The sequence below is a fragment of the Thermomonas sp. genome (assembly GCF_046293095.1).
Classification (GTDB): domain Bacteria; phylum Pseudomonadota; class Gammaproteobacteria; order Xanthomonadales; family Xanthomonadaceae; genus Thermomonas.
In genome coordinates this window covers 53,585-80,583 of record NZ_JBKBPN010000007.1, presented here as the reverse complement: position 1 = coordinate 80,583, position 26,999 = coordinate 53,585, and the positions used below count along the sequence as shown (strand labels likewise).

Here is a 26,999-nt window from a genome sequence, read left to right as displayed (position 1 = left end):
GCAGGCACCCGCCGCCCCCCAATCCCTGCAGGCCACGCAAACGCCGCGTGCCGATGCGCCGGGCCCCGCACGCGGCGGGGCCCAGGCGATCCATCCCGTTCCGTTAGGCTTACCTGCCGGCCATCACCCGGATCATCTCCAGGCACTTGTTGGAATAACCCCACTCGTTGTCGTACCAGCTGACCAGCTTGACGAAGGTGTCGTCCAGCGCAATGCCGGCCTCGGCGTCGAAGATGCTGGTGCGGGCATCGCCGCGGAAATCGGTGGCGACCACCTTGTCCTCGGTGTAACCCAGAATGCCCTTGAGCGCGCCTTCGCTCTGCGCCTTCATCTCCGCGCAGATTTCGGCGTAGGTGGCCGGCCGCTCCAGCTCCACGGTCAGGTCGACCACCGACACGTCGCTGGTCGGCACCCGGAAGCTCATGCCGGTGAGCTTCTTGTTCAGCTCCGGAATCACCACGCCCACCGCCTTGGCCGCGCCCGTGCTGGACGGAATGATGTTTTCCAGGATGCCGCGGCCACCGCGCCAGTCCTTGTTGGACGGGCCATCGACGGTCTTCTGGGTGGCGGTGGCGGCATGCACGGTGGTCATCAGGCCGCGCTTGATGCCCCATTTGTCGTTCAGCACCTTGGCGATCGGCGCCAGGCAGTTGGTGGTGCAGGAGGCATTGGAGATCACCTCCTCACCGGCGTACTTGGTGTGGTTGACGCCATATACGAACATCGGCGTGGCGTCCTTCGACGGCGCCGACATCAGCACCTTTTTCGCGCCGGCGGCGATGTGCTTGCGCGCGGTCTCGTCGGTCAGGAACAGGCCGGTGGACTCCAGCACCACGTCGGCGCCGACGGCATCCCACTTCAGGTTGGCCGGGTCGCGCTCGGCGGTCAGGCGGATGGTCTTGCCGTTCACCACCAGCTGGCCGTTCTCGACCTTCACGTCGCCATCGAAGCGGCCGTGCACGGAGTCGTAGCGCAGCATGTAGGCCAGGTAGTCCGGTTCCAACAGGTCGTTGATGCCGACGATCTCGATATCGTCGCCGAAGTTCTGCACCGCCGCGCGGAACACGCAGCGCCCGATGCGACCGAAACCGTTGATGCCGACCTTGATGGCCATGGAACGAGACTCCTGACGGGGTTGGGCAAACCTGCATTCTACCGGATCGCCCCGACGCACCCGCCGGGGCCCATTTGATCCCGATCAATACAGAGGCGAATGGGCGGATGGATCATTTGTTTCAGTTGAAACAAACCCGTTCCCACAACAGGAGTCCTGCCATGCAGCTGTCCCGCCTCGTCCTCGCCAGCGCCCTTGCCCTGGCCGCCAGCCCCGCCCTCGCCCAGTCCGCCGGTACCTGGACCGTCGGCGTCGGCGTCCACAACGTCGCGCCCAAGTCCAACAACGGCACCTTGGTCGGCACCCCGCTGGGTGACCTGAAGATGGATGTAGGCAATAACGCCCGCCCGACCGTCACCGCCGAGTACTTCCTGAAGGACAACCTGGGCGTGGAAGTGCTCGCCGCGCTGCCGTTCCAGCACGACATCAACGTGGTGGGCGTGGGCAAGGTGGGCTCCACCAAGCACCTGCCGCCGACCGTGTCGCTGCAGTATCACTTCGGCACGGGCAAGGTGCGGCCGTTCATCGGCGCCGGCGTGAACTACACCCGCTTCTTCAGCACCAAGTCTGCAGGCCCGATCGCCGGCACCTCGCTGTCGCTGTCGGATTCCTGGGGCCTGGCCGGCCATGTCGGCGTCGATTTCCAGCTGAGCGACAAAGGCGCGCTGCGCATCGACTACCGCATGATCGACATCGACACGAAGGTCAAGCTGAACGGCGCGAACCTGGGCACCCGCAACACCGTCAACATCGACCCGTCGGTGTACGGCGTCGCCTACGTGTTCTCGTTCTGATCCAGTCATCCGGTGGCAACCATGCCGGGGTATCCTCCCCGGCATGGCCGTCCGACTCCGTTTCCGCCCGCTACTTGCCGCCGCCCTGCTCTGTCTGGGCGTTTCCTCCACCGCACTGGCGTGGTCGCGCCTGGGACATGCCATGGTGGGCGAGATCGCCCAGCGCCATCTCGACCCCAAGGCCCGCGCCGAAGTCGACCGCCTGCTGGCCGGCGAGCCGTACCCCAATCTTGGCGGGGTGGCCTCCTGGGCCGATGACCTGCGCAACACCGACCCCGAGCTGTTCCGGCAAACCTCGCGCTGGCACTACATCAATGCCAAGGGTGGCGGCTGCGGCTTCGACCTGGACCGCGACTGCCCGGACGGCAACTGCGTGGTCGGGGCCATCGAAAAACAGCTGGCCATCCTGGGGGATCACACCCAGCCGGAAGCGGCCAGGCGCAATGCGCTGAAGTTTGTGGTGCATTTCGTCGGCGACGTGCACCAGCCGATGCACGCCGGCAACCGTCCGGACGCTGGCGGCAACCAGTACCAGATCAGCCTGCGGACCCGGATTTCGCCGGAAGCCTACGCCGCGAAAAACTATGTGAACGGCGTGATGGGCACCAACCTGCACGCCATCTGGGACTATTACATCCTCGCCAGCAAACCGCTGCCGGTGCTGGATTACATCGCCCAGCTCGACCAGGCGCTGACGCCTGGCCCGTATGAAACCCGGGTGTCGCCCGGCGAACCCCTGGCCTGGGCCGGGGAGTCCTGCCGGCTGATCGATGCCAAGGGGCTGTATCCGCCCGACAACTCGCACATCCTCACCGACGCCTATCTGGACAGCATGCGCCCGCTGGCGGAGGAACGGGTGCGGCTGGCAGGCGAGCGCCTGGCGCGTCTGCTGAACCAGGCCATTGGCGATGCGCCGCAGGGCGCGGCCCCGATGGGGCACGCGCCCTGAGGGCTCTCAGGCACCCGCGCCCAGCGCGCGGACGTCGAATCGCACCGTGACCCGCCCGCCACGCTGGAACACCAGCGTGGCATCGAAGTGGTCGCCCGGTGCCAGCGCGCGCCGCGGGTTGATCAGCATCAGGTGGTAGCCGCCGGGCTTGAGCTCCAGCCTGCCATGGGCGGGCACCACCACGCCGTCGGGCATCGCGCGCATCCGCATCACGCCGCCATCGTTGCGCATCTGGTGGATTTCCACCCGTGCGGCAGCGTCGCTCTCTACCCGCAGCAGGGTGTCCGGCTGGTCGCCGTCGTTCACCAGGGTCAGGAAACCACCCGCCACGGGCGCCGCCGCCGGAGTGGCGCGTGCCCAGGCGTCCTGCACGCGCACGCCGGGCGTCCCGGCGAACGCGACGCCGACCGCCAGCAGCAGCGCGGCGGCGAGAGACCATCGTCGTTGCATCGTCGTTCTCCTCGTTATTGGATTCATGGGGTCAGGATGTCGTCGCGGTCCAGCAGGTGCAGTGGGCGGCAGTCGCCGCCCGGCCGGGACAGTACCGCCATGCCCAGCACCACGCACCAGCCCAACAGCCAGAACGCGACGGCGCCCAGAAAGTACAGGAAGTCGTGCATCGCACCCACTCCGTTCAGTAAGTGACATTCGGCTTCAGCCAGAGGCTGCGTACCGGCTTATTGATCCGCACGGGCATCGCCGGGTAGCCGAAATCGGCGTTGCCGGCCAGGTTCAGATGCTCGCTGAAGGCGCCGAATTGGCTCTAAATCACAGGCGAAGACCAGGCAGCGAGCGTCTCATCGGTGCCCATACAACGGGTGATTTCAGAGCAGGATTGGCGGCCCGCGGGCACCCAGCCCGCGCAGGCAGAGGGCGGCGTGCGGGACGGCACTGCCGCGTGCTGGCAGCAGTGCGCGCGGCAGCATCGGCAACAGCCAGGCAAGCACCGCCAGCAACAGCGGCGCCAGCGAGGACAGCAGCGGGCAGTAGACGCAAACGTCGCCCGGCAGCGTGCCGCCGGCGGGCGCGGGCCCCTTGCCCGCGCCTTCGTCGAACAGGCGGGCGGGCTTGGCCCAGGTCAACCCATCCGTCGTGCACAGCGCCAGCACCGCATCCGGCGCACCCGCTACACGGCTCTCCAGCCAGCGGCTGACCGTTGGCATCACCGACACCAGCAGGATGGCCGCCAGCGCCAGGCGGGCCATCCAGAGCTGGAACGGGCGGGAGCGCAGGATCATGGCGGAGGGCAGTCTAGCGCACCGGTCAGAGCGCGCGGACGGTCTCGACCAAACGCTCGACTGTCAGCCCGAAATGCGGGAACAGCGCCTCGGCGGGCGCACTGGCACCGAACGTGTCGATGCCCAGCACCGCGCCATCCAGACCCACGTACTGGCGCCAGAACCCGGTGACGCCCGCTTCCACGGCGACGCGCTTGCGGCAGGCCTTCGGCAGTACCGACTCGCGGTAGGCCGCATCCTGGCGCTCGAACACCTCCACCGACGGCATCGACACCACCCGCACCGTCTCGCCCAGCATTGCCGCCGCCTGCATCGCCAGCCCGACCTCGCTGCCGGTGGCAATCAGGATGACCTCCGGTGCGCCCACGCTGTCCTTGAGCACATAGCCGCCGCGGGCGATGGCCGCCACCTGCGCATCGGTACGCGCCTGGTGGGCCAGATTCTGGCGGCTGAACACCAGGCAGGAGGGGCCGTTGGTGCGGGTGATGGCCGCTTTCCAGGCCACCGCGGACTCGACCGCATCGCAGGGACGCCAGACGTCGTTGTTGGGGATGTAGCGCAGCGAGGCCAGATGTTCCACCGGCTGATGGGTGGGGCCGTCCTCACCCAAGCCGATGGAGTCGTGGGTGTAGACGTGGATCGCGCGGATGCCCATCAGCGCGCTCATCCGCACCGCGTTGCGGGCGTAATCGCTGAACACGAGGAAGGTGGCGTCATACGGAATGAAGCCGCCATGCAGTGCCAGCCCGTTGCTGATGGCGCTCATGCCGAACTCGCGCACGCCGTAGTACACGTAGTTGGCATCCGGATCGCGGCGGGTCACCGACTTGCTGCCCTTCCACAGGGTCAGGTTGGAATGGGCCAGATCGGCCGAACCACCCACCAGCTCCGGCAGCTGCGGGGCGAACGCTTCGATGGCGTTCTGCGAGGCCTTGCGGCTGGCGATGACCGGGCCCTCTTGCTGCAGTTTGGCGATGAAGGCGTCGGCGGCGGCATCGAAACCGGCCGGCAGCACGCCGGACAGGCGGCGCTCGAATTCAGCGGCCGCCTCCGGGTACGCGCCCTTGTAGGCGGCAAAGCGCGCGTTCCATTCGGCTTCGGCGGCGGCGCGGTCGCGCGCGCGCCAGCCGGCGTAGATGGCCGGCGGAATCTCGAACGGTGCGTGCGGCCAGCCCAGCGCCTCGCGGGTGGCCTGCACCTCGTCCTTGCCCAGCGGCGCGCCGTGGCTGGATTCCTTGCCGGCCTTGTTGGGTGAGCCAAACCCGATCGTGGTGCGGCAGCAGATCAGGGTCGGGCGATCCGTGGACGTCAGCGCCGTCTCGATGGCGGTCCTGATTTCCACCGGGTCGTGGCCATCCACGTTGCGGATCACGTTCCAGCCGTAGGCCTCGAAGCGCTTGGGCGTGTCGTCGGTGAACCAGCCGTCGGTATTGCCGTCGATGCTGATGTGGTTGTCGTCCCAGAACGCCACCAGCTTGCCCAGGCCCCAGGTGCCGGCCAGCGACGCCGCTTCGTGGCTGATGCCTTCCATCAGGCAGCCGTCGCCCAGAAACACCCAGGTGCGGTGATCGACGATGGTGTGCCCGTCACGGTTGTAGCGCTGCGCCAGCAGTTTCTCGGCCAGCGCCATGCCCACCGCATTGGCCAGCCCCTGCCCCAGCGGGCCGGTGGTGGTTTCCACGCCGGGCGTGACGTGGTTCTCCGGGTGGCCCGGGGTGCGGCTGCCCAGCTGGCGGAAGCGCTTCAGCTCGTCGATCGGCAGATCAAAGCCGGCCAGATGCAGCAACGCGTACTGCAGCATCGACCCGTGGCCGTTGGACAGCACGAAGCGGTCGCGGTCGGCCCAGCCCGGATTGGCCGGATTCACCTTCAGGAAGTCGTTCCAGAGCACTTCGGCGATGTCGGCCATGCCCATCGGCATACCGGGATGGCCGGAGTTGGCGGCCTGCACCGCATCGATGGCAAGGAAACGGATGGCGTTGGCGAGGTCGCGGCGGCTGGGCGTCGTCATGGCGTGGGGCAAGGCGGAGGGAGCCCCTATTGTCCCATCTCCGACGGGGCGCTGTCGCGACTGCCCCGAGCGAGCGTCGCGATCAGTGGTTGTATTGCGTGCGCCGCTGGTGGCGCTGGAAGAAACTCCACATCTGATCGGTGGTGCTGAAGCGGTCGGTGCTGGGCCCGAGGAACAGCGGCATGACCGCGGGGGCACCGGCCCACTGGTGCCCGACGCCATCCAGTGCACAGTAGGTCACCTCGTTGCTGCCACAGCCGCCGAAGGTCTTGCAGACAGCCGGGGCGCTGGCGTAACTCACCGTGGTGGTATCACTGCAATGGTTGCGTCGCGCCAACCGGCGCGCCAGATCGACCACCGGCGGCCGATAGACACCTTCGGTGGTGCCGCCATCCCAGGGGGAGCGTGGATCCCTGGTGCCGTGGATGAGCAGGATCGGCGTGGGTTGCGTGTCCGGGCAATTGGCGTCGGTGATGGCACCGCCGGTCACCGCGTAGGCGGTAAAAGCATCCGGCTCGACGCAGGCAATGTGATGGGCCAGGAAAGCGCCGTTGGAAAAGCCGGCGACGTACTTGCGGGTGGTATCGATGGCGTAGTTCGATTCGATCTTGGCGACCATGTCATTGATGAAGCCGACATCGTCGATGTTCTCCTTCATCGGGCGACCGCAACAGCGATCGGCGTTCCACATGCGCGCGACGCCATCCGGATAGGCGACGATGACGCCATAGCGATCCGCCAGGTTATCGAAGCGGGTGAGCTTTTCCATGCCGGCACCATCGCTCAGCGCAGGATGCAGCGCCACCAGCAGCGGAACCGGCTTGCCGGAGTAGCTCGCCGGCACATAGAGGCGATAGGTGCGTACGAGACCGCCGGACTTGATTGCATACGTATTGGACGGGAGGCTGCTGTCGTCACTGCGGCTGAATCGGGCCTGGGCGGAACCGGCACAGGCCGCCAGTACCAGCAGGGTGACGAGGACCACCCACCACGTCCGCCCTTGAGTCGATCCGCGGGCCAACGCCTTCTTTGCTTTGCTCATCACCAATCCACCCCAAAACGCATGGTGACTTCGATAACGCTGCCATCCCGGCGCGGCAAGCGGTCACTGTGCAGCGCCGTGACACCTTGGACGACATCAAACCCCTTAGCGCACGATATCGTCCAGCTTCTCCGCAACGGCATCATCCAGATCCTGCTGGCCGCTCTGCTTGGCGACCACCACCGCCATCGCCAGATCGCCGGTCACGTTGAGTGAGGTGCGGCACATGTCGAGGAACGTGTTGACGCCGAGGATGATGCCGATGCCCTCGGGCTTTAAGCCCACGATGCCGCAGATCATCGCGATCACCGGCAGCGAGCCCGACGGGATGCTGGCGGTGCCGATGCCCCCGAGGATGCACAGCACCAGCACCAGCACCTGCTCGCCCAGCGGTAGGTGCATGCCGTAGACCTGCGCCAGAAACAGCACCGTGATGCCCTCGAACAGCGCCGAGCCGTGGTGGCTGGCCGATGCGCCCACGGTCAGCACGAACCGGCTGATCTTGCGCGGCAGCTTGAGGTTTTCCTCGCCCACCCGCAGCGTCACCGGCAGCGTCGCCGCCGACGAAGCGGTGGCAAACGCGGTCAGCGAGGCTTCCTGCGCACCGCGAAAAAAGGCGCGGACGCTCATGCCCCCCATGAACTTCACCCACAGTGGCAGCACCACAAAGCCGTGGATGGCCAGCGCCAGCACCACGGTGAGCACGAACCACCCCAACCCGACCAGCACCTCCCAGCCCATCTGCGCGCACAGGATGAACATGAAGCAGGCCACCGCGTAGGGCGCCAGCTTCACGAACATGCCAATCAGGTGCATGCACACTTCGAACAGGCCGTGCAGGACGTTCTTGAACGCCTGCGTCCCCGGCGTGGGCCGCATCACCAGGCCGACGCCGAACATCAGCGCGAAGAACACGATCCCCAGTTTCTTACTGTCATCGCCCATGGCGCCCACGATGTTGTGCGGAACGATGTTGACGATGATGTCGACCAGGCGCAGCTCCCGGCCTTTTTCGACGATGGTGGTGGTCTTGTCGGCATTGCTGCTCAAGGCCTGCTCGACCAGTGCCGGGTCCATGTGCACACCCGGCTGCAACAGGTTGGCCATGACCAGACCGATCAGCACCGCGATGCCGGTCACCACCGCGGTGTAGGTCAGCGTGCGCCAGCCCAGCCGGCCAAGGCTGGCCACATCGCCCAGTTCGGCCACACCCAGCACCAGCGCCGAGAAGATCAGCGGCACCACCATCATGAACAGCAGGTTGAGGAAGATGGTGCCGAACGGCCGCGCCGCGTAGTCGATCACCATCCGCACCCACTCGGCATCGGGTGCCACCAAGTGCACGGCAATCCCCAGCAGGGTGCCCAGCAGAAAGCCGATCCCCACTTTCAGATGCAGGGGCATGCCCTTGGCAGGCGCGGGGGTTGCGGTCTCGGTCGTGTGCATGGCGTGCTCGCGGGACGTGCAAACCCGCAGCTTAGCAAACGCCGCCCCTCACCTCTGCGGGTAGAGCGGCGGCAGCAGGGATGCCGCATCTTCCCCGGCGCGCTTGCGGCGAAGCCCTCCGGCAAACGCCGTGCGCAGCTGCCGCACGGCCGCCTGCGGATCGCCATCGCCCCAGCGCGCGGCCTGCAGCGCCCGCACCGCGGCCACCTGCGCGGGATCATCGAGTACGCGGCACAGGCCATCCAGATCGACGCCCGCCTCCGCCACCAGCGCCTGCGCGATCAGCCCGAGGTCATCGCCGCGCAGCGCCACCGCCAGCGGCAGCGCGGCCGATGCCGGTGCCCCCCGGGCGCCGGACGCGCCCGATGCAGCGTCGCGGACACGCCGCTGTCGCACCACGACCAAGACCGTGATCACAGCCGCGATCGCGGCCAGCACCAGCCCCCCCCACACCCAGCGCAGGTCCAGTGCAACTGGTGGGGACGGCGCCCGCGCCGGGGCGGCAGGCGTGGGTACGCGCGCGGACACCGGCAGCCCCGGCTTCGCCGCCGGGACGGACCCGGCCGCAGGCGCCACCTGTAACCGCAGCGGAGGCAACATGGCCGTGCGCGGTGCGCCGGCGACAGCATCCCACCAGGCCATGCGGGGGCCGGGGATGACGGACGTGCCGGGGCGGATGGGCACCAGTGCGATGCGCCGCCGAACCACGGTCCGCGGGCGCCCCTCGACAAACTGCTCCTCCACCTGCGGCGGATCGGCAAACGCCTGCACGCCGGAAACGTCGGGCAATGTGATCGCCGGAACCTGTGCGGCGGTGGCGCCGTCGGCCACCAGCTCGATCTCGACCTCGGCCGCCTGCCCAGCGAAGGCTTGCCGCGGCGCTTTGAGATAGCGCAAGGACAAGCCCCGCAGCGGCAACCACGGCTGCGGCGCGGCGGCCGGGATCGGCCGCACATCCAACCGCACCGCCGGCGCGGCCGCGGACACCGGGCGGCGGTCGTCTCCGAACATCGGGCCACCGTAGCCGCTGCCGGCGACGCCGTTCAGCCGCGCGCCCGGCAGCACCAGTGGGCCGCTGCGCTCGGGCACCAGCAGGAAGCGCCGTTCCACCACGCTGTAGACGCGTCCGCCCAGCAGGCGCTGGTAGGTGATGTCTTCGCCAACGCGCTGCAGGCTGGCAATAGGGGGGCTGTCCAGGTCCAGCTGGCCGGACAGCAGCGGGATCGCGTAATGCAGCCGCACCGTCACGCCCACCGCCTGCTGCACGTAGGGTTGTCGCGCATCCACGGCCATCTCCACGAACACGTCCGCGTCTGCGCTGGCTGGCCGCACCGCGGGCTCCAGCACCACCAGTCGCAGCGGCGCGGTGCTGGCGGTACCCACGCGCAGCGCCGGGATGCTGACCAGGCCGGGCGCACGCGGGCGCAGGCCGACCGAGAACAGCGAGGTGCGGCGCGCCCGTCCGTTCACCAGCTCAAAGCTGCGGCGGACGCTTTGCCCGCCAAGGTCGAACTGCGTGCGCAATGGGGCGTAGTCGATCTCGGCCACGTCCTGGTCGGTGCTGATGTTCAGCGCCACCGTTTCGCCATAGGTGATTTCCGCCCGATCCAGCCAGGCGCGCGTCTGCGCCGACACGGCCGGCGCGATCACCGCAAGCAGCAGGCAGACCTGCCAGGCAAAACGGCGCATCATGGGGATTCGCCCTCCCGACGACGCTGCGCTTCCAGTTGGAAGCGCGCACGCAGCAGCGCGCCCGGATCATCCGGGACGCGCTGCAACCAGGCCGCGTTGGCCAGCCGGCGCTCGCGCTGCGCCTCGGTTTCCTGCGGTTGCCCAGGCGCCGGCGCGGCCGCAGCCGGCTTGCTGCCCTGCTGCCGGCGCAGCGCCTCCTGCATGCGCTGGCGTTGGGCGGCATCGGCTTGCGCCTGGCGCGCTGCGGCATCGGCCGGCGTCTGCGGCGGAGGCGGGGGCGATCCGGCCTGCCGGGATTCGGGGCTTGCCGGCGCGGGCGGCGGCGCCTGCCGCTGGCCCGCATCCTGCGCGCCCGACGACCGACTGCCGCCCTGCTGACTCTGCTGACTCTGCTGACTCTGCTGACTCTGCTGACTCTGCTGACTCTGCTGGTTCTGCTGGTTCTGCTGGTTTTGCTGCTGGCGGGCGCGCATCACCCGTGCGCGGTTTTCCACGGCATCACGCATGCCAGGTTGCAGTCGCAGCGCGCGGTCGTAAGCGGCAATGGCCTCGTCGTAACGCCCGGCTCGGGCCAGCGCATTGCCAAGGTTGTACTGGGCATCGGCGCCCGGCACGGTGGAGAACTGCTCGATCGCACGCGGGTAATCGCCCTGCCGGTAAGCAGCAATGCCAGCCTGCAACCGCGCATACGCCAGTTGGTCCGCGCGCCGCCACAGGGTGCCGGCCTGCGGCGCGGCCGCCTGCGCCCGTGCCGGCGACATCGGCAGCCACAACACGCAGGCCATCAACACGGCCAGCGCGCCGCCGCGACGGAACAGCGGCAACAGGCAGAGCAGCACCAGCGGCAGCAGCCAGCCTCCATCATCCCGCCATTGCAGGCCGCCACTTTTCTTAGCGGCCGCAGCACCCGCACGGGCAGGCGACAGTACCCCCAGCGCGCGCAGGTCGGTATCGCCCGCGGCCAGCGTCTGATACTGCCCGCCGCCGGCCAGCGCCAGTGCGCGCAGCGACGGCGCATCCAGCCGGGCCTGGGCCAGGCCGGAGGGCGTCTGGTAGACACCCCCCGTGGGCGAGCCCAGCCCAAGCACCGAGACGCGATATCCGGCCGAGGCCGCGCGCGCGGCAGCCGTGATGGCCCGGGCATCGGCGTGATCGGTCATCAGCAGGATCTCGCCTTGCGCAAACCCTGCCTGCGCCAGCAAGCGTTGCGACCAGGCGATGGCGCGGTCGGCGCGCTGGCCATCGGCCGGCATCACGTCTGGCGACAGCGCATCCAGGAACAGGGCGACGTTGGCCGCATCGTCGGTCAGCGGTGCGACGGTGAAGGCATCATCCGCAAATGCCACCAGGGCCACCTGCCCGCCAGCGCGTTCGCGCAGTAGTCGGGCCAACTTCGCACGCGCCTGTGCCAGCCGCGTTGGCGGCAGGTCCCGCGCCTGCATCGCCTGCGACAGGTCCAGCGCCACCACCAACGGCTGACGGCTTTCCCACAGCGGTTGCACCTGCTTGCGGAACGCAGGTCCGGCCAATGCCAGGATCGCCAGCACCGCGCCCAGCCAGGCCAGACCGCGGGTCCATCCGCGCCGCGCATCGCGCGGCTGGGCACCCTCCAGCAAGTAAGGCAGCAGGTGTGGATCGACCGCATCCGCCCACGTCGGGCGGGCGGACGCACGCCGCCGCCATCGCCAGGCCGCCAGCAGCAGTACCGGCAACGCCAGCAGCCACCACGGGCGCAGGAAGTGGAACTGCAGCAGCGCCGACGACAGCCCGTTCATGCCCGGCGCCTCCGCCAGGCCAGCGCCAGCAGGCCCAGCGCCAGGCCCGCGCCCAGCGGCCACGGGTAACGTTCAATGCGCGGCCGTAGCACCTGTCCGGCGCGCCGGGTCGGTTCCAGCCGGTCGATTTCGGCATAGATGCCGGCCAGTTCGTCCGCCGCTCGGGCGCGGAAGAAGCGCCCGCCGGTCAGCGCCGCGATGCGTGCCAGCCCGGCTTCGTCCACCTCGTCACCGCCACCCATCGGCAGGCGGAAGCCAAACACGGACACGCTGCCGCCATCACCCCCGAAGGCGATGGTGTGGATCCGCACGCCGGCATCGCGGGCGATCGCCGCGGCTTTCTCCGGCTCCAGCACGCCGGCGGTGTTGACGCCGTCGGTCAGTACGATCAGCACCCGCGGCGGTGCTCCCACCGCCTGCGCCGGCTGCGCCTGCAGTCGCTTCACCGCCAGCGCAATGGCATCGCCCAGCGCGGTGGCGCGGCCAGCCAGCCCCACCACCGTCGCGTCCAGCTGCTGGCGCACGCTGGCAAGATCCGCCGTCAGCGGCGTCAGCGCATAAGCGCGGTCGCCGAACACGATCAGCCCGATGCGGTCGCCGACGCGGCGTTTGAGGAAATCGGCCAGCACGGCCTTTGCTGCTGTCAGGCGATCCACGACGCGGCCACCCAGCGCCATGTCTTCCTCGCCCATGCTGGCGGACAGATCCACCGCCAGCATCAATTCACGACCCGCCTGCGGCGGTGCGACCGGCGGCCCCAGCACCTGCGGGCGCGCCGCGGCGACGCACAGCAGGCTCCAGGCCAGCAAGGCAAGCCAGGGAAACCGGCGCGACCGGGCTGGCCCTTCACCACCGCCGGCGACTTGGCGCAGGCGCTGCCGCCACGGCACGCGCAGGGCCGCGGTATCGTCCATTTCGGCGGCGCGCCCCCCTATCCGCAGCAGCCAAGGCAGCGGGATCGCCAGCAGCATCCACGGCCAGGCGAACCCATCGAATCCCGCCAATGCATCGGTCAGCATCATCCAGACATCCAGTCCAGGAACCGGCGGCGCGCCACCTCGCGCAACGCGGCCACCTCGGCGGGGTCTACCGTGGGCCGGAAGGCGCCATCACGCAGCAGCGCACCCGGCCCCTGCAGAAAAACGGGTGACGGCAGGCCGGCGTCGAGGAAACGCAGCCATGCCTCACCCTCTAGGCGATCCGCCCGCGGGTCGATCCGCCGGGCAGCACGCCGCAGCAACTCGGAGATTGCCGCCACTTGCGCAGTCGGTGTCTTGGCCGCAGCCAGCGTGGCATCGAACAGCACCACCATCGCCCGCCGGCGGCGCCAGCGGCGGTGCCACCACCACGCCCCCGCCATGGCCACCGCGCACGCGATGGCGAAGACCACCCACCAGCCCGGCGCGGGCGGCCACCAGCCCGGCGCGACACCGGGATGCACGTCCTTCAATGGCAGGGCGGCAGCCGATGGCGTGATCACCGCACCGCACTCCGGGTTGGCCCATCCAGCAGGCCCAGCCATGCGTCGCTGGGCGCATCGCTGGACAGGGCCATTGCGCGGATGCGCTGGCCCCGCAACAGGGCCTGCGCCTCGTCCAATGGCGTTTGGAATGCCTGCTGCCAGCGCTGCCGGACCGCCGGCGACGCCAGCTCCAGCACCACCCGCTCTCCTTCCACCGAAAACGGCAGACGCGCTTGCGGCGGCTGGCGCTCCAGCGGATCGGTCAGCAGCAGGACGCAGGCATCATGGTGCTGGCCCAAGCCTGCCCACAGCGCAACCGGCACAGCGAGGACACTGGCGGGATCTGCTAGCACGATCACCCGAGCGCCCGGCCGCAGCAGCCGGCGCGCGTGCTCCAGCGCCACGGGCAGGCCGGCGTCGTCTTGCGGTGGGCGTGCGTACCAGCGGGTCAGTGCGTCCAGGACCCGGAGCGCACCGCGGGCTCCGGAGGCCGACGGCACCGCGGCGTCCTGCCCACCGCCGCGCAGTGCGGCAATGCGGTCGCCGTCATGTACGGCCGTCCACGCCGCCAGTGCGCCGGCGCGCGCGGCCTGCACTGATTTGAATCGCGTCCGGGTGCCGAAATACAGCGCCGGCGCGGTATCGGCGACCAGCAAGGTCAACCGCTCGCGCTCGGCCTGGAACAGCTTCGTATGGGCCTTGCCGCTGCGGGCGGTGAGGCGCCAATCGATATGGCGGGCATCGTCACCGGCGGCATATTCGCGCGACTCGGCGTATTCCATGCCACGGCCACGCAGGTTCGACAGCGCATGGCCCTGTACCCCGTGGCGACCCCGGCGCGGCGGACGTCGCCCCTGCACCAGCGCACGCAGCGCCACCAGATCGGCCAGGCGTGGGGCGACGCCGGCATCGACCGCCGCGGCTTCCACCTCCATCGCGGGACGCGCGCTTTCGACCATGGCGGTTCCGGGTGGCCCCGACCTCAGGGCAGCGGCACCAGCCGCAGCAGATCGTGCACCAGCCGTTCGCCGTCCCAGCCTTCGGCGGTGGCCTCGAAGCTTGGCAGCACGCGATGACGCAACACGTCCGGCGCCACCGCGCGCACATCCTCGGGGGTGACGAAATCCCGCCCTTCCAGCCATGCGCGGGCCCGCGCGCAGCGTTCCAGCGCGATCGAACCGCGCGGACTGGCGCCCCAGGCGATACGCCGCGCCAGCGCGGCGTCATAGCGCTGCGGGCTGCGCGAGGCCAGCACCAGCTCGATCAGATAGCGCTCCAGCGCCGGCGCCATGTGCAGATCCAGCACCGCGCGACGCGCAGCAAACACATCGGCCTGCGCGATGCGCGCAACCGGTGCGGCTGCGGCCCGCAACGCGTCACGGGCCCGCTCACGCGCCAGCCGCAGGATCTCCGTCTCCGCCTCCGCCTGCGGATAGCCGATGCGGACGTGCATCAGGAAGCGGTCCAGCTGCGCCTCGGGCAGCGGGAAGGTGCCTTCCTGCTCGATCGGGTTCTGGGTGGCCATGACCAGAAACAGCGGTGGCAGCGGATAGGTAGTACGGCCCACCGTCACCTGCCGCTCGCCCATTGCCTCCAGCAGGGCCGACTGCACCTTCGCAGGCGCCCGGTTGATCTCATCTGCCAGCAGGATCGAATGGAAGATCGGGCCTGGTTGGAATTCGAACCGGCCGTCCTGCGGCCGCCAGATCTCGGTGCCGGTCAGGTCGGCCGGCAACAGATCGGGGGTGAACTGGACCCGCGCGAAATCCGCCTCCAGCCGCGCGGCCAGGGCGCGGATGGCCGTGGTCTTGGCCAGCCCGGGCGCACCCTCCACCAGCAGATGACCATCAGCCAACAGGGCGATCAACAGGCGTTCCACCAGCGCGGCCTGGCCCACGATTTCGGTGGCCAGCGCGTCATGCAGGCCGCGGAAGGCGGCGTGCAGGCGCGCATTGTCTGGCGGCAGTGTAGGCATCTCCATCGACGATTCCTCGGGCATGGATGGATTGGACAAGCGGCAGCGGCAAAGGTTCGCACGTCGGTGGATACCGCGCATGGGCGGCCTGCCAGGGTCTTTGCGGCTACGGCGCCGGCCACGCACAAACGAAACGGGAGCCTTGCGGCTCCCGTTCCTGACCACGAACCTCCACCCGCATCAGTGCTGCGCGACGCGCATCACCTTCGGGGTCACGAAGACCAGCAGCTCGGCCTTGCTCTTGGTGCGGTTCTTGTTGCGGAACAGGTTGCCGAGCAGCGGGATGTCGCCGAGGAACGGCACCTTGGAGATATCGGAGGTGTCGCTGAACTCGTAGACGCCGCCGATCACCACAGTCTGACCGTCCTCGACCAGCACCGCGGTGTTGACCTCGCGACGGGCGATCTGCGGCACTTCGCCGAAGCTGCCCAGGCTGATGAAGCCGTCCAGCTCGTCCTTCTTCACGCCCATGTTCAGGAACACACGGCCATCGTTGGTGATGGTCGGGGTGACCTTCAGCTCCAGCAGCGCTTCCTTGAACTGCACGGTGGGCACGTTGCCGCCCTGGCCACCGGACACGGTGAGATAACCGATTTCCTTGCCCTGCCGGATCACCGCTTCCTTCTGGTTGCTGGTGACGATGCGCGGGTTGGAGATCACCTCGCCGCGGCCCTGGGTCTGGATGGCCGACAGTTCGACGTCCAGCAGGTAGCCGGCGTTGAGGATGGACAGCGCCAGCGAGCCGGCGTTGGCACCGGTCAACGCCGCCGGCAGGTTGCTCATCAGCCCGCGGGTGATGCTTGATGCCACAGGTACGGGAGGCGTGGGAGCAGAGCCGACCCGACCACCATCAATCCAAGCATTTACTGCATCCGTGTATGTCTTCTGGAGTTCAGCATTCTGTCGAGCGGCAGCGGCATCTGCATTTCGATTTGCAGAATTCGCTTCCAGATTCCCACTGAAATACGTGTTGTCCTTGCTGCCGCTGATGCCGAACTTCGCGCCCAGCTCACGCGCCACGCTCTCGTTGGCGATCACGATGCGCGCTTCGATCACCACCTGGTCAACCGGCTTGTCGAGCTGCTGGACCAGGTTCTTGATGTTGGCCACGCGTTGCGGAATGTCGATCACCAGCAGCGTGTTGGTACGCTTGTCGTAGCTGATGCTGCCGCGACCGGACAGGAAGCCGCGATCCTGGGCGTTCTGGCCCTGCTGCACGCCTTGCTGCTGGTTGCCCTTGCTCTCCTCGGTGAGCAAGCGGGCGATGTCCTCGGCGTTGGCATAGTTGACCGGGATGTATTCGGTCACCTTTTCCGCACGCTCCTCCAGGTTGATGCGGGCATCCTCCTTGGCCTGTTCGAAGTCGGCGATCTCCTTCTGCGGGGCCACCCACACCACGTTGCCGCTGCGGCGCTTGTCCAGTGACTTGGCCTGCAGGACGAGATCCAGCGCCTGATCCCACGGCACGTTGACCAGACGCAGGGTGACATTGCCCTGCACGGTGTCGGCAGCCACGATATTGAGGTTGGATTCGTCGGCGATCAGCTGCAGGACGGTGCGCACCGGGACGTCCTGGAAATTGAAGGTGACCGGCTTGCCGCTGTAGCGGACCGCGGCATCACTGCCGGTGGCCCCCATGCCGGTGGCACCCACCGCGGCAGGCGCGCCCTGCGCCTTGGCCACCGCCGGCGCGGCGACGCGCGGGACGATCTCGACGATGTATTCATTGCCGCGCTGATAGGCCATCGACTCGAACAGGCCGGTGGTGCCCAGTACCAGCTGTGCGCCATTGCTGGTCGCGCGCGCGTCGATGCGCTGCACCGGGGTGGCGAAGTCAGTGACGTTGATCGGACGCTGCAGGGCCGCCGGCAGCTGCGCATTGCCGATGTCGACGACCACGCTGGACCCCATGTTGCGCAGGTCGGGCGCGGCACCGTCGCCGGAGAAGCGCAGGATCAGCTTGCCGGCCCCACCGTCGCCGCGCTTGAAGTCGATTGCCGACACGGTGACCGCATCGGGCGTGCGCTTGGCCGGATCGGCCATGGCGCCGGTCGCGGACTGGCCCATGCCGGCCAGCACGGTGGTCGCGGGCAGCGCGCCCGCGCCGGCTGCATAGAGGCTGGCCGCAAGGCCGGCTGCAAGGGCCCCGAGGGGCAAGGGACGCCGGATGGACAGCGTTTGCTTGGCGTTGGTGACGGTCATCGGTCTATTCCCCAAATCAATTGTCTTCGAGCGCCAGCTTGGCGGGACGTTCCAGCCAGCCACCTGCGCCATCCGGAACCAGTTCGACCAGTTCAATCCGGTCTTCGTACACGGCGGTCACCCGGCCGTCGCTTTGCCCCATGTAGACCCCCGGCTGGACGCGATAGGTCACCTTGTCGGGCGCCATGACCAGGGCCACCAGGTTCTTGCCGCTCCCCAGCGTGCCGACCATCTTCAGGCTGTCCAGCGCGAACATCTCCAGGGTCTGCTTGCGGCGGCCCGGATCCGGACGCGGGCCACTGCCGGCGCCTTCGCCACTGAAGGCCTGGTCGAAGGGGTCGCGCATGTTCTGCGCGGTGTATTCAAACGTCTCGAACTGCTGCATGACCGGCAGCGGCTCCAGCGGCGGGGCGGGCTTGGCCTTGACCTCGGCCACCCACTTCTCGAGATCCCCGCGGCCGTCGCCGCAGGCGGACAGCAGCCCGCACAGCACCACCACCATGGCCAGGCCCGGGAGTCGACGCATCAATGACAGGCGCATGGTCACTTGCCCCCCTGCTTGGCCGCGGCGGCGGCTTCGGATTGTGCCGCCTCGTCTTCGTCCAGGTAGCGATAGGTCTTGACCGTGCCGGCCAGTTCCAGTGCGCTGTTGGCGCCGATGCGCGCATTCGGGTTGTCCTTGGACTTCTTCGGCTGCAGCGAGATGTCGTGCATCGTCATGATGACCACCCGGGGCAGCGACGCCACGCCGCTGACGAAGGCACCGAACTGGTGGTAGGTGCCCACCATCCGCAGCATGATCGGTTTCTCGGCATAGAACTCCTGCTTGGCCTCGGGGCCGGGCTGGAACAGGTCGTTCTGGATGCCGGTGGCCAGCGCGGTCTGCGAGATGTCCACAATGAGGTCGGGCATCTCGGTCTTGCTGGGCAGCTGGCGCAGCATCTGCTGCAACTGCTGCTCCATCTGCGCCAGTTGCTGCTTGAGCGGCTCGAGGTTGGCGGCGCGGCCCTGCTTGGTCTCGAACTCGGTCCGCAGGTCGGCTTCCTGCGCCTCCAGGCCCTTGAGTTCGTCGCGCTTGCCGCTGACCACCAGGAACCAGGCCAGCACCACCAGCAGCAGCGCCACCAGTCCGCAGAACACCAGTTGGGCCTCGCGCGGCCAACCACCGATGTTGTTGATATCCAGCTCGCGAAGATTGATTTTCTTCTTGTTGTTGCTCACGACGCGGTACCTCCGGCGGCGGGCGCGGCGGGCTTGGTGGCCGGCGCGGGCTTGGCAACCTCGCCGTCCTCGTCCTTCGGTGCGTTCGGGTTGGCCAGCTTGACCTTGAGGGTGAACTCGTAGGGCAAGCCGGTGTTGCCTTCCTTCGCCTCGATTACGTTGAGGTCGGGGTTGGTCATCCAGCCGGAACTCTCCAGATTGCGCATGTAGGTCGAGACGCGCGCGTTGGACTGTGAACGGCCGTTCAAGGTGAGGATGTCGCCCTCCTGCTTGATCGAAGTCAGGGCCACGCCATCGGGGATGGTGCGAACCAGCGAGTCGAACAGGTGGACCATCTGCGAACGATTGGCCTGCAGTTTCTCGATGACGTCCTTGCGCGCCAGCAGCTTGGCCTTCTTCTGGTCCAGCGCCTCGATCTCCTTGATCTGGGCGTCAACCTTGGTGATCTCGCCGCGCAGGTACTCGTTGCGGGCCGTCTGGGTGGAGATGCGCCCGCTGTAGAAGCTGACGATCAGCACCGACAGCAGCACGCCCGCCACGACGGCAAGGCCGAGCATCCCGATGAATTCCTTCTGCCGGGCCTTGCGGCGCTCTTCGCGCCACGGGAGGAGGTTGATCCGTGCCATCAGTCGAAGCTCCTCAGTGCGAGCCCGCAGGCGATCATGAGCGCGGGAGCGTCCTGGGCCAGCGCGTGCGCCTGCACCCGTGGCCCCAGGGTCATCTGTGCCAGCGGGTTGGCCATCACGCTCGGGATGCCCAGCTGTTCCTCGACCATCCCGGCGATCCCCGGGATCGAGGCGCAGCCACCGGCCAGCACGACCTGGTCGACGCGGTTGAATTCACTGCCGGCGTAGAAGAACTGCAGCAGGCGGCTGACCTGCTGGACCATCGCCTCCTTGAACGGATCGAGCACTTCGATCTCGTAGCTCTCCGGCAACCCGCCCTGGCGCTTGGCCAGGCCGGCTTCCTCGTAGCTGAGGCTGTAACGGCGCATCACCTCGTCGGTGAGCTGCTTGCCGCCAAATACGTTCTCGCGGGTGTAGATGCTGCGACCGCCGCGCAGGACGTTGAGCGTAGTCATGGTGGCGCCAACGTCAATCAGGGCCACCAGGCCATCGCGGGGCACGTTGAGCGTGGGCGCCATCAGCGCGAAGGCGTTCTCGATGCAGAACGCCTCGACGTCGATGACCTTGGCGGTCAGGCCGCCCAGTTCCAGCGCCGAGGCCCGCATCTCCACGTTCTCGGAACGCGAGGCCGCCAGCAGCACCTGCACCATCTCGCTGTTGCCGGGCATCGGTCCCAGCACCTCGAAATCGAGGTTCACTTCCTCGACCGGGTACGGGATGTAGTTGACCGCCTCGAGTTCGATCTGGGACTCCATCTCGTCCTCGTCCAGCGCGGCCGGCATGGCGATCACCTTGGTGATGACCGAGGAGCCCGACACCGCGGCGGCGGCATTCTTCACCTTGGTGCCGGAACGGGCCACGGCGCGGCGGATCGCCTCACCCACGGCCTCGACCTCGACCAGATTCTTCTCGACCACGGCATTCGGCGGCAGCGGCTCCACCGCGTAGTGCTCCACCCGGTAGCGGTCGCCGGTCCGCGCAAGCTGCAGCAGCTTGACCGCGGTCGAACTGATGTCCACGCCGATCAACGGCGGTTGTGTCTTCGTCCCCAGACCCACGGTATCTCCCCTTGCCACGGGCGCTTACGCGCACTAGGTGCTGTGCTACATGAATAACGGACTTTTCACGCCAAGGCAACCGGTTTACACCGGCTGCCCGTCCGTGCATGCGTCGTTCCGCCCTGCCCGCCCCCCCCTTCTACGCGTACACCGAAGGAAAGCGGCCACCCCCGTGGGCCGGTCGTCGCCGGCGCCTACTCTATACTCCGCAGCCTCGTTTGCTGCAATCGGAATCTGCACCAATGCCCCGTCTTCCCCGCCTGCTGCGCTGGCTGCTGCTGGCCGCCACCTCCGCCTGTCTGGCCGGACTGGTGGCCCTGGGCATCATGGTCTACGCGGTCAACGCGCGCCTGCCGGACGTGCAGACGCTGCGCTTGATCGAGCTGCAGGAACCCCTGTACGTCTATGCCCGGGACGGCCGCCTGATCGGCCTGTTCGGCGAAATGCGGCGTTATCCGGTGGACATCCGCAAGGTGCCGGCGCGGGTCAAGCAGGCCTTTCTGGCCGCCGAGGACGCGAATTTCTACGAGCACAACGGCATCGACGTGAAAGGCGTGCTGCGGGCAGTCTGGCTGCTGGCCAAGACCGGCGGGCAGGAGCGCGTGGCCGGCGGCTCCACCATCACCCAGCAGGTGGCCAAGCAGTTCTTCCTGAGCTCGGAATACAGCTTCCGCCGCAAGTTCGCCGAAATGCTGCTGGCAATGAAGATGGAGCGCGAGCTGAGCAAGGATGAGATCTTCGAGCTGTACCTCAACAAGAGCTTTTTTGGCAATCGTGCCTACGGCATCGGCGCCGCCGCCGAGTACTACTACGGCAAGACCCTCGACCAGCTGAGCTTGGACGAAGCCGCCACCCTGGCCGGCATCCCCAAGTTCCCGTCCAGCGGCAATCCCATCGGCAACCCCGAACGCGCCCGCCTGCGTCGCGACAACTACATCCTGCCGCGCATGGCCGCGCTGGGCTTCGTCAGCCAGGCCGAGGTGGAGGCGGCCCGCCAGGTGCCGATGCATGCCGCGCCGCACGAGCCAAAGATCGAGGTGTACGCCCCCTACGTGGCCGAAATGGTGCGCCAGCAGATGGTGGAACGTTTCGGCGGCGACGTCCTCACCAAGGGCTACCACGTCACCACCACCATCGACCCGACGCTGCAGGCCGCGGCCGACAGCGCCGTGGTGGAAGGCATGCGGGTCTATGACCACCGCCACGGCTGGCGCACTCCGGAGCAGTCCGTGCAGATCCCGGAAGGTGCGGACGATGCCGCCATCGGCCGCCTGGCGCGCGCCATCCCCGCCCAGAACGGCCTGCTGCCAGCCGTGGTCACCGGCAGCACCGGCGGCGCGCTGCAGGTGGTGCTGGCGGACGGCACCGCCTTGTCACTTGCCGGGCCGGCCATCGCCTGGACCGGCAAGCCTGCAGCCGCGTTGGCCCAGCGTGGCGACGTGGTGCGGGTTCGCCGGCTGCCGTCTGACAAACCGGATGCACCGGCCCGCTGGGAGCTGGATCAGATCCCGCGCGCCCAGGTGGCGCTGGTCTCGCTGGATGCCGACACCGGCGCCCTGCGGGCGCTGGTGGGCGGCTACAGCTTCGCAGGCAACAAGTTCAACCGCGCCACCCAGGCGCGCCGCCAGCCCGGCTCAAGCTTCAAGCCTTTCCTGTATGCCGCGGCCTTCGAGCGCGGCTTCAACCCGGCATCGATCGTGCTGGACGCCCCGGTGGTCTTCAAGGATCGCCGCGGCCACGAGTGGCGCCCGCAGAACGACTCCGGGAACTTCGCCGGCCCGATGCGCATCCGTGAGGCGCTGGTGCAGTCGCGCAACTTGGTCTCGGTGCGTCTGCTGGATGCCATCGGCGTGGACTATGCCCGCCGCTACATCAGCCACTTCGGCTTCGACGAGGCCAGTCTCCCGCCCAACCTGTCGATGTCGCTGGGTACGGCCTCGCTGACCCCGCTGTCGGTGGCGCGCGGCTACACCGCCTTCGCCAACGGCGGGTTCCTGGTCACCCCGTGGGTGATCGACACCGTTCGCGACCGCGACGGCCACGAGATCTTCAAGGAAACGCCCGCCGTCGCCTGCCCGGCCTGCGCCGCCACCGCGACTGCCACGGACGTCGCCACCGCCACGCAGGGCAACACGGTGGACGGGTTCAACCTCGGTCCTGCCGGCGCAGCGCCCGCGCCCACGCCCACGCAACCCTCCGGCACGCCGGCACAGGCCGCAGCGCCACTGGCGCCCGGCCAGCCGGTCGCCCCCCGCGCCATCGATCCACGGGTGGCCTGGCAGCTGGCCTCGATGATGCGCGACGTGGTCAAGCGCGGCACCGCCACCGCCGCACGGGTCCTCAACCGCGAGGACGTCGGCGGCAAGACCGGCTCCACCAACGACCACCGCGACGCCTGGTTCTCCGGCTTCGGCGGCCCGTTCGTGACCACCGTGTGGGTGGGCCGCGACGATTTCCGTTCGCTGGGCTACCGCGAGTACGGCGGCAAGGCGGCGCTGCCGATCTGGATCAGCTACATGCAGACCGCGCTGAAGGACCAGCCAGAGCGCCTGCCGCCTCCGCCGGCGGGCATGGTGCAGGTCAGCGTCAGCGCCAACGGCCGGCTGCTGCCCGGCGGCGAGGGCGGCATCGTTGAGTGGATCAAGGCGGAAGACCTGCAGCGCATGGAAGAAGATGCACTGACCGAGCCGGAGACCGACGCGGCGCCGGCCGAGGAATCGTTCGACATCTTCTGATCCACCGCCTCCCGATCGCCGGCACGGGCACACCCCGGCCGGCTGGGGTAGAGTCGGGGCAGGCCGACGTGGAGACAGCGCGATGACGGATAACCGCCAGCACGCCCACCTGCATGCCCTGACGCGCACGCGTGAACGCCGCCAGCGGCTGGCCTACGAGGCCGCCCGGCTGATGGCCGAAGGCGGTATCCGCGACTTCCGGATGGCCAAGCGCAAGGCCGCGCAACGGCTTGGCATCTTCGACGACGCCTCTCTACCGCGGAACCGCGAAATCGAGGACGCGCTGCGCGCCTACCAGCGGCTGTTCCGGGGCGACCGACAGCAGGCTGACCTGCGCCACCGACGCGAAGCCGCCCTGCGCGCCCTGGTGTTTTTCGCGGCGTTCCAGCCCCGCCTGGTGGGCCCGGTGCTGGACGGCACCGCCGACGCGCATTCGCCGGTGCTGCTGCACCTGCACAGCGACGAGCCCGAGGCGATACCGCGCTGGCTGGACGACCAGGGCATCCCTGCGCAAGCCCGCACCCGGCGACTGCGGCTGGACCGCGAGCGCGAGGCCGAGGTGCCAGCGTGGCTGTTCGGCGCGGAGGGGTTGGGATTCGAGGCGCTGGTGCTGCCACTGGATGGGCTGCGCCAGGCGCCACTGTCGGCGATTGACGACAGGCCGATGCGGCGCGCCTCCGAAGCACAGCTACGCATGCTGCTGGCGGACGATTGAAGCCGCGGGAACGCGTATCGGCCCATTGGCTCGTGGGCCGCGTTTGCGCCCGCCATGCCGGGCCATGGCGCACAAAAAGAAAACGCCCCTTGCGGGGCGTTTTCCATCGTGGGTGACACGGCGCCGGTTCAGCGCTTGCCCATGTCCACGTAGTCGCGCCGGGCGGCGCCGGTGTAGATCTGGCGCGGGCGGCCGATGCGGCTCTCCGGGTCTTCCTGCTGCTCCAGCCAGTGGCTGACCCAGCCGGCGGTGCGGGCGATGGCGAACATCACCGTGAACATCTCCACCGGGATGCCCAGCGCCTTGTAGATGATGCCGCTGTAGAAATCCACGTTGGGGTAAAGCTTGCGCTGGATGAAGTAGTCGTCCTTCAGCGCCGCCTCTTCCAGGCGCACCGCCACTTCCAGCAGCGGGTCGTTGACGTTGAGCGCGCCCAGTACGTCGTGGGTCATCTTGCGCACCAGCGCCGCGCGCGGGTCGTAGTTCTTGTAGACGCGGTGGCCAAAGCCCATCAAGCGGAAGCCGGACTCCTTGTCCTTGGCCTTGTCGACCGCCGACTTCACGTTCTCCGGCTTGCCGATCTCGGCCAGCATCTTCAGCACGGCCTCGTTGGCACCGCCGTGCGCCGGGCCCCACAGCGCGGCCACGCCGGCGGCGACGCTGACGTACGGGTTGGCGCCGGTGGAACCGACCAGACGGACGGTGGAGGTAGAAGCGTTCTGCTCGTGGTCGGCGTGCAGGATGAACAGCAGGTCCATCGCCTTGGCGGCGACCGGGTTCAGCTGCAAGGGCTCGCTCGGCACTTCCATCATCATGTGCAGGAAGCGCGTGGTGTAGTCGAGGTTGTTGCGCGGGTAGCGGATCGGCCAGCCGATCGAATAGCGGTGGCAGGCCGCGGCGATGGTGGGCACCTTGGCGATCAGGCGGATCGCGGCCAGGCGGCGCTGCTCCGGATCCTCGAGGTTCAGGTCGTTGTGGTAGAAGCTGGCCAGCGACCCCAGCATGCCGGTCAGCATGGCCATCGGGTGGGCGTCGTGGCGGAAGCCGTACAGGAAGGTGCGGAACGCCTCGTGCATCATCGTGTGATGGGTCACCTCGTGCTCGAAGCTGGCCAGCTGCGCAGCGCTGGGCAACTCGCCGTGCATCAGCAGGTACGCCACCTCGGTGAAGGTGGACTTCTCGGCCAGCTGCTCGATCGGGTAGCCGCGGTACAGCAGCACGCCGGCGTCGCCGTCGATGTAGGTAATGGCCGACTTGCAGCTGGCGGTGGCGCCGAAGCCCGGGTCATAGGTGAAGCAGCCGGTTTCCTTGGGCAGCTTGGCGATGTCCACGCAGGGCTGGCCCAGGGTCGGCTTCAGCACGGGCATGACGACCGTCTTGTCGCCTGCGGTCAGGGTGATCTGGTCAAGTTCGGACACGATGCAACTCCATTGGGGGGGCGCGACAGGCGGCCCACGGGCCATGCGCCAGCGCATTGGAAAAGCGGATTATCGCATATGCCGCCCGCGCCCGACCCCGGACGAAAGTCGCACTCACTGGCCGCCGTGGCGCCAGAAACGAAACGGCCGCCCCGAAGGCGGCCGTTCTCGCAATGCAGCGTGCCTGTGCGCTTACTTGCCGTAGCGCTTGCGGAACTTGTCCACGCGGCCGCTGGTGTCGATCACCTTGTTCTGGCCGGTGTAGAAGGGGTGCGAGGACGACGAGATTTCCACCTTGATCAGCGGATACTCGTTGCCGTCTTCCCACTTCACCGTCTCCTTGCTGGAGAGGGTCGAGCGGGTCAGGATCTTGAAGTCCGAGGTCACGTCCTGGAAGACGACGTCGCGGTATTCGGGATGGATGCCGGCTTTCATGATGCAGACTCTGGGAGGATCGGAGAAAGAGCCGCGTATTCTAGCGGCCCTCCCGCCCCTGACGCAAGCCCACCCCTCCGGGCGGGCCCCGTCGGCCTAGCCAGCGGCCAGCGCCGCCTCGATCATCGCCTCGAACCGGGCCTGGTCGTAGCGCATCAGGATCGCCACATTGTCGGCCCGGCCACTTTGACGGTTCCAGTCCACCACGGTGGCCCCGCGGGTGTGGAGGCCGGCCACCTCCACTGCAAGCGGCCGCTCGAGCATCTCCAACGCACCCTCCGGCTGCAGGGCCAACGCCATCGCCAGCGCGTCGGCGGCGTGCCAACGCTCGCCACGGCCGGCCTTGGCCCAGGCGCGGGTATGGGCGGAAATGCCGGCATAGAAGCGCGCCCGCGGCGAGTCCGCCGCCAGCCAGCGCTCGGCATCGTCGTGGCGGAAGCCGTGCGCCAGCACCGCCTCCCAGTCGGCCAGCTCCACCTTCGGGAAGGCAGAAAACACGATGTGCGCCGCTTCAGGGTCGAACGCGATGTTGAATTCGGCGGCCGGCGTGATGTTGCCGTGCGCACTGACCGCGCCGCCCATCACCACACAGCGGGCGACGCGCTGCGGCAAGGTGGGATCCAGCTTCAGCGCCAAGGCCAGGTTGGTCAGCGGCCCCAGTGCGACCAGCAGCAGCCTGCCCGCGTGCTGGTGCGACAGCCGCAGGATGGCCAACGCGGCGTGCTCGGCCTCCGCCGCGCGGCCGGCCTTGGCGTAGCCTGTATCCCCGAAGCCGTCGCGCCCATGCACATAGGCGGCATCGCGGGCCGGGTGCACCAGCGGCGCATCGGCACCGGCGAACACCGGCGCGTCCACGCCGCACACCTCGCACAGCTTGAGGGCATTGGCGACGGTGTGGTCCAGACCGACGTTGCCAGCGGCGATGGTCAGGCCGACCACCTGGTAACGCGGGTCGTTGAAGGCCATCAGCAGGGCCAGCGCGTCGTCCACGCCGGGGTCGGTATCGATCAGCAACGGGGTACGGGCGGATGTCATCGGGACATTATGTCCCAGCGACGGCAGGCTGCGCCGGGACTATGCTGCCCGCCTAG

The 26,999-nt window shown here is 68.4% G+C and carries 25 protein-coding genes; 4 read left to right on the top strand and 21 right to left on the bottom strand.

Annotated elements, in window-relative coordinates:
* Positions 1 to 109: 109 nt before the first annotated feature.
* Positions 110 to 1,114: a type I glyceraldehyde-3-phosphate dehydrogenase gene (gene gap, locus ACK4SG_RS11935; RefSeq protein WP_409602022.1), complete on the bottom strand. Its 1,005-nt coding sequence runs from the start codon at positions 1,112 to 1,114 to the stop codon at positions 110 to 112.
* A gap of 161 nt (positions 1,115 to 1,275) precedes the next feature.
* Between gap and ACK4SG_RS11930 the strand changes: the two genes are divergently transcribed.
* Together ACK4SG_RS11930 and ACK4SG_RS11925 are read left to right on the top strand one after the other, a co-directional pair.
* On the top strand, positions 1,276 to 1,908 hold the full coding sequence (locus ACK4SG_RS11930) for an OmpW/AlkL family protein (protein WP_409602020.1): 633 nt from the start codon (positions 1,276 to 1,278) through the stop codon (positions 1,906 to 1,908).
* A 43-nt stretch (positions 1,909 to 1,951) separates the two neighbouring features.
* Positions 1,952 to 2,857 (top strand): S1/P1 nuclease, encoded by a 906-nt coding sequence (locus ACK4SG_RS11925; RefSeq protein ID WP_409602018.1) that lies wholly within the window; start codon positions 1,952 to 1,954, stop codon positions 2,855 to 2,857.
* A gap of 6 nt (positions 2,858 to 2,863) precedes the next feature.
* On the opposite strand, the gene ACK4SG_RS11920 is transcribed toward ACK4SG_RS11925, so the two are convergent.
* The 17 genes from ACK4SG_RS11920 to ACK4SG_RS11840 form a co-directional block, all read right to left on the bottom strand.
* Positions 2,864 to 3,307: a copper chaperone PCu(A)C gene (locus tag ACK4SG_RS11920; protein WP_409602016.1), complete on the bottom strand. Its 444-nt coding sequence runs from the start codon at positions 3,305 to 3,307 to the stop codon at positions 2,864 to 2,866.
* A gap of 23 nt (positions 3,308 to 3,330) precedes the next feature.
* Positions 3,331 to 3,477 carry a hypothetical protein gene (locus ACK4SG_RS11915; RefSeq protein WP_409602014.1) on the bottom strand — a complete coding sequence of 49 codons (147 nt, stop codon included), beginning with the start codon at positions 3,475 to 3,477 and terminating at the stop codon, positions 3,331 to 3,333.
* A 204-nt stretch (positions 3,478 to 3,681) separates the two neighbouring features.
* Complete coding sequence (locus tag ACK4SG_RS11910; protein WP_409602012.1) at positions 3,682 to 4,095, bottom strand: DUF2946 family protein; 414 nt, start codon at positions 4,093 to 4,095, stop codon at positions 3,682 to 3,684.
* Positions 4,096 to 4,120: 25 nt separating this feature from the next.
* The gene (tkt, locus tag ACK4SG_RS11905) at positions 4,121 to 6,106 is read right to left on the bottom strand and encodes a transketolase (protein ID WP_409602011.1); all 1,986 of its coding nucleotides are present in this window, start codon (positions 6,104 to 6,106) and stop codon (positions 4,121 to 4,123) included.
* Positions 6,107 to 6,188: 82 nt separating this feature from the next.
* On the bottom strand, positions 6,189 to 7,148 hold the full coding sequence (locus tag ACK4SG_RS11900; RefSeq protein ID WP_409602009.1) for an alpha/beta hydrolase family esterase: 960 nt from the start codon (positions 7,146 to 7,148) through the stop codon (positions 6,189 to 6,191).
* Positions 7,149 to 7,253: 105 nt separating this feature from the next.
* Entirely contained in the window at positions 7,254 to 8,594 is a 1,341-nt protein-coding gene (locus ACK4SG_RS11895) for a dicarboxylate/amino acid:cation symporter (protein WP_409602007.1), read from the bottom strand.
* 48 nt (positions 8,595 to 8,642) lie between these two features.
* The gene (locus ACK4SG_RS11890; RefSeq protein WP_409602004.1) at positions 8,643 to 10,286 is read right to left on the bottom strand and encodes a BatD family protein; all 1,644 of its coding nucleotides are present in this window, start codon (positions 10,284 to 10,286) and stop codon (positions 8,643 to 8,645) included.
* A complete protein-coding gene (locus ACK4SG_RS11885) occupies positions 10,283 to 12,061 on the bottom strand; it encodes a tetratricopeptide repeat protein (RefSeq protein ID WP_409602002.1) in 1,779 nt (592 codons plus the stop codon). The genes ACK4SG_RS11890 and ACK4SG_RS11885 overlap by 4 nt, the downstream gene beginning before the upstream one ends.
* Positions 12,058 to 13,083 (bottom strand): vWA domain-containing protein, encoded by a 1,026-nt coding sequence (locus ACK4SG_RS11880; protein WP_409602000.1) that lies wholly within the window; start codon positions 13,081 to 13,083, stop codon positions 12,058 to 12,060. The genes ACK4SG_RS11885 and ACK4SG_RS11880 overlap by 4 nt, the downstream gene beginning before the upstream one ends.
* Positions 13,080 to 13,538: a DUF4381 domain-containing protein gene (locus ACK4SG_RS11875; RefSeq protein ID WP_409602081.1), complete on the bottom strand. Its 459-nt coding sequence runs from the start codon at positions 13,536 to 13,538 to the stop codon at positions 13,080 to 13,082. The genes ACK4SG_RS11880 and ACK4SG_RS11875 overlap by 4 nt, the downstream gene beginning before the upstream one ends.
* Positions 13,538 to 14,482, bottom strand: coding sequence for a DUF58 domain-containing protein (locus tag ACK4SG_RS11870; protein WP_409601998.1), 945 nt, complete (start codon positions 14,480 to 14,482; stop codon positions 13,538 to 13,540). The genes ACK4SG_RS11875 and ACK4SG_RS11870 overlap by 1 nt, the downstream gene beginning before the upstream one ends.
* 23 nt (positions 14,483 to 14,505) lie before the next feature.
* Entirely contained in the window at positions 14,506 to 15,504 is a 999-nt protein-coding gene (locus tag ACK4SG_RS11865; protein WP_409602079.1) for an AAA family ATPase, read from the bottom strand.
* 174 nt (positions 15,505 to 15,678) lie between these two features.
* On the bottom strand, positions 15,679 to 17,700 hold the full coding sequence (locus tag ACK4SG_RS11860; protein WP_409601996.1) for a type IV pilus secretin PilQ: 2,022 nt from the start codon (positions 17,698 to 17,700) through the stop codon (positions 15,679 to 15,681).
* A 16-nt stretch (positions 17,701 to 17,716) separates the two neighbouring features.
* The gene (locus ACK4SG_RS11855; protein ID WP_409601994.1) at positions 17,717 to 18,247 is read right to left on the bottom strand and encodes a pilus assembly protein PilP; all 531 of its coding nucleotides are present in this window, start codon (positions 18,245 to 18,247) and stop codon (positions 17,717 to 17,719) included.
* Positions 18,244 to 18,921 (bottom strand): type 4a pilus biogenesis protein PilO, encoded by a 678-nt coding sequence (locus ACK4SG_RS11850; protein WP_409601992.1) that lies wholly within the window; start codon positions 18,919 to 18,921, stop codon positions 18,244 to 18,246. Before ACK4SG_RS11850 ends, ACK4SG_RS11855 begins: the two co-directional genes overlap by 4 nt.
* Positions 18,918 to 19,547, bottom strand: coding sequence for a PilN domain-containing protein (locus ACK4SG_RS11845; protein WP_409601990.1), 630 nt, complete (start codon positions 19,545 to 19,547; stop codon positions 18,918 to 18,920). Before ACK4SG_RS11845 ends, ACK4SG_RS11850 begins: the two co-directional genes overlap by 4 nt.
* On the bottom strand, positions 19,547 to 20,605 hold the full coding sequence (locus ACK4SG_RS11840) for a pilus assembly protein PilM (protein ID WP_409601988.1): 1,059 nt from the start codon (positions 20,603 to 20,605) through the stop codon (positions 19,547 to 19,549). The genes ACK4SG_RS11845 and ACK4SG_RS11840 overlap by 1 nt, the downstream gene beginning before the upstream one ends.
* Before the next feature lie 242 nt (positions 20,606 to 20,847).
* Between ACK4SG_RS11840 and ACK4SG_RS11835 the strand changes: the two genes are divergently transcribed.
* Positions 20,848 to 23,340: a penicillin-binding protein 1A gene (locus tag ACK4SG_RS11835; protein ID WP_409601986.1), complete on the top strand. Its 2,493-nt coding sequence runs from the start codon at positions 20,848 to 20,850 to the stop codon at positions 23,338 to 23,340.
* Between the two features lie 82 nt (positions 23,341 to 23,422).
* Positions 23,423 to 24,055 (top strand): hypothetical protein, encoded by a 633-nt coding sequence (locus ACK4SG_RS11830; protein WP_409601984.1) that lies wholly within the window; start codon positions 23,423 to 23,425, stop codon positions 24,053 to 24,055.
* Between the two features lie 128 nt (positions 24,056 to 24,183).
* Here ACK4SG_RS11830 and ACK4SG_RS11825 read toward each other — a convergent pair whose 3' ends face one another.
* The 3 genes from ACK4SG_RS11825 to ACK4SG_RS11815 all read right to left on the bottom strand — a co-directional run bounded on the left by ACK4SG_RS11825 (position 24,184) and on the right by ACK4SG_RS11815 (position 26,943).
* Complete coding sequence (locus ACK4SG_RS11825; protein WP_409601982.1) at positions 24,184 to 25,473, bottom strand: citrate synthase; 1,290 nt, start codon at positions 25,471 to 25,473, stop codon at positions 24,184 to 24,186.
* Positions 25,474 to 25,665: 192 nt separating this feature from the next.
* Positions 25,666 to 25,908, bottom strand: coding sequence for a type B 50S ribosomal protein L31 (locus ACK4SG_RS11820; protein WP_409601980.1), 243 nt, complete (start codon positions 25,906 to 25,908; stop codon positions 25,666 to 25,668).
* A 96-nt stretch (positions 25,909 to 26,004) separates the two neighbouring features.
* Positions 26,005 to 26,943 carry a nucleoside hydrolase gene (locus ACK4SG_RS11815; protein ID WP_409601978.1) on the bottom strand — a complete coding sequence of 313 codons (939 nt, stop codon included), beginning with the start codon at positions 26,941 to 26,943 and terminating at the stop codon, positions 26,005 to 26,007.
* Positions 26,944 to 26,999 lie beyond the last annotated feature (56 nt).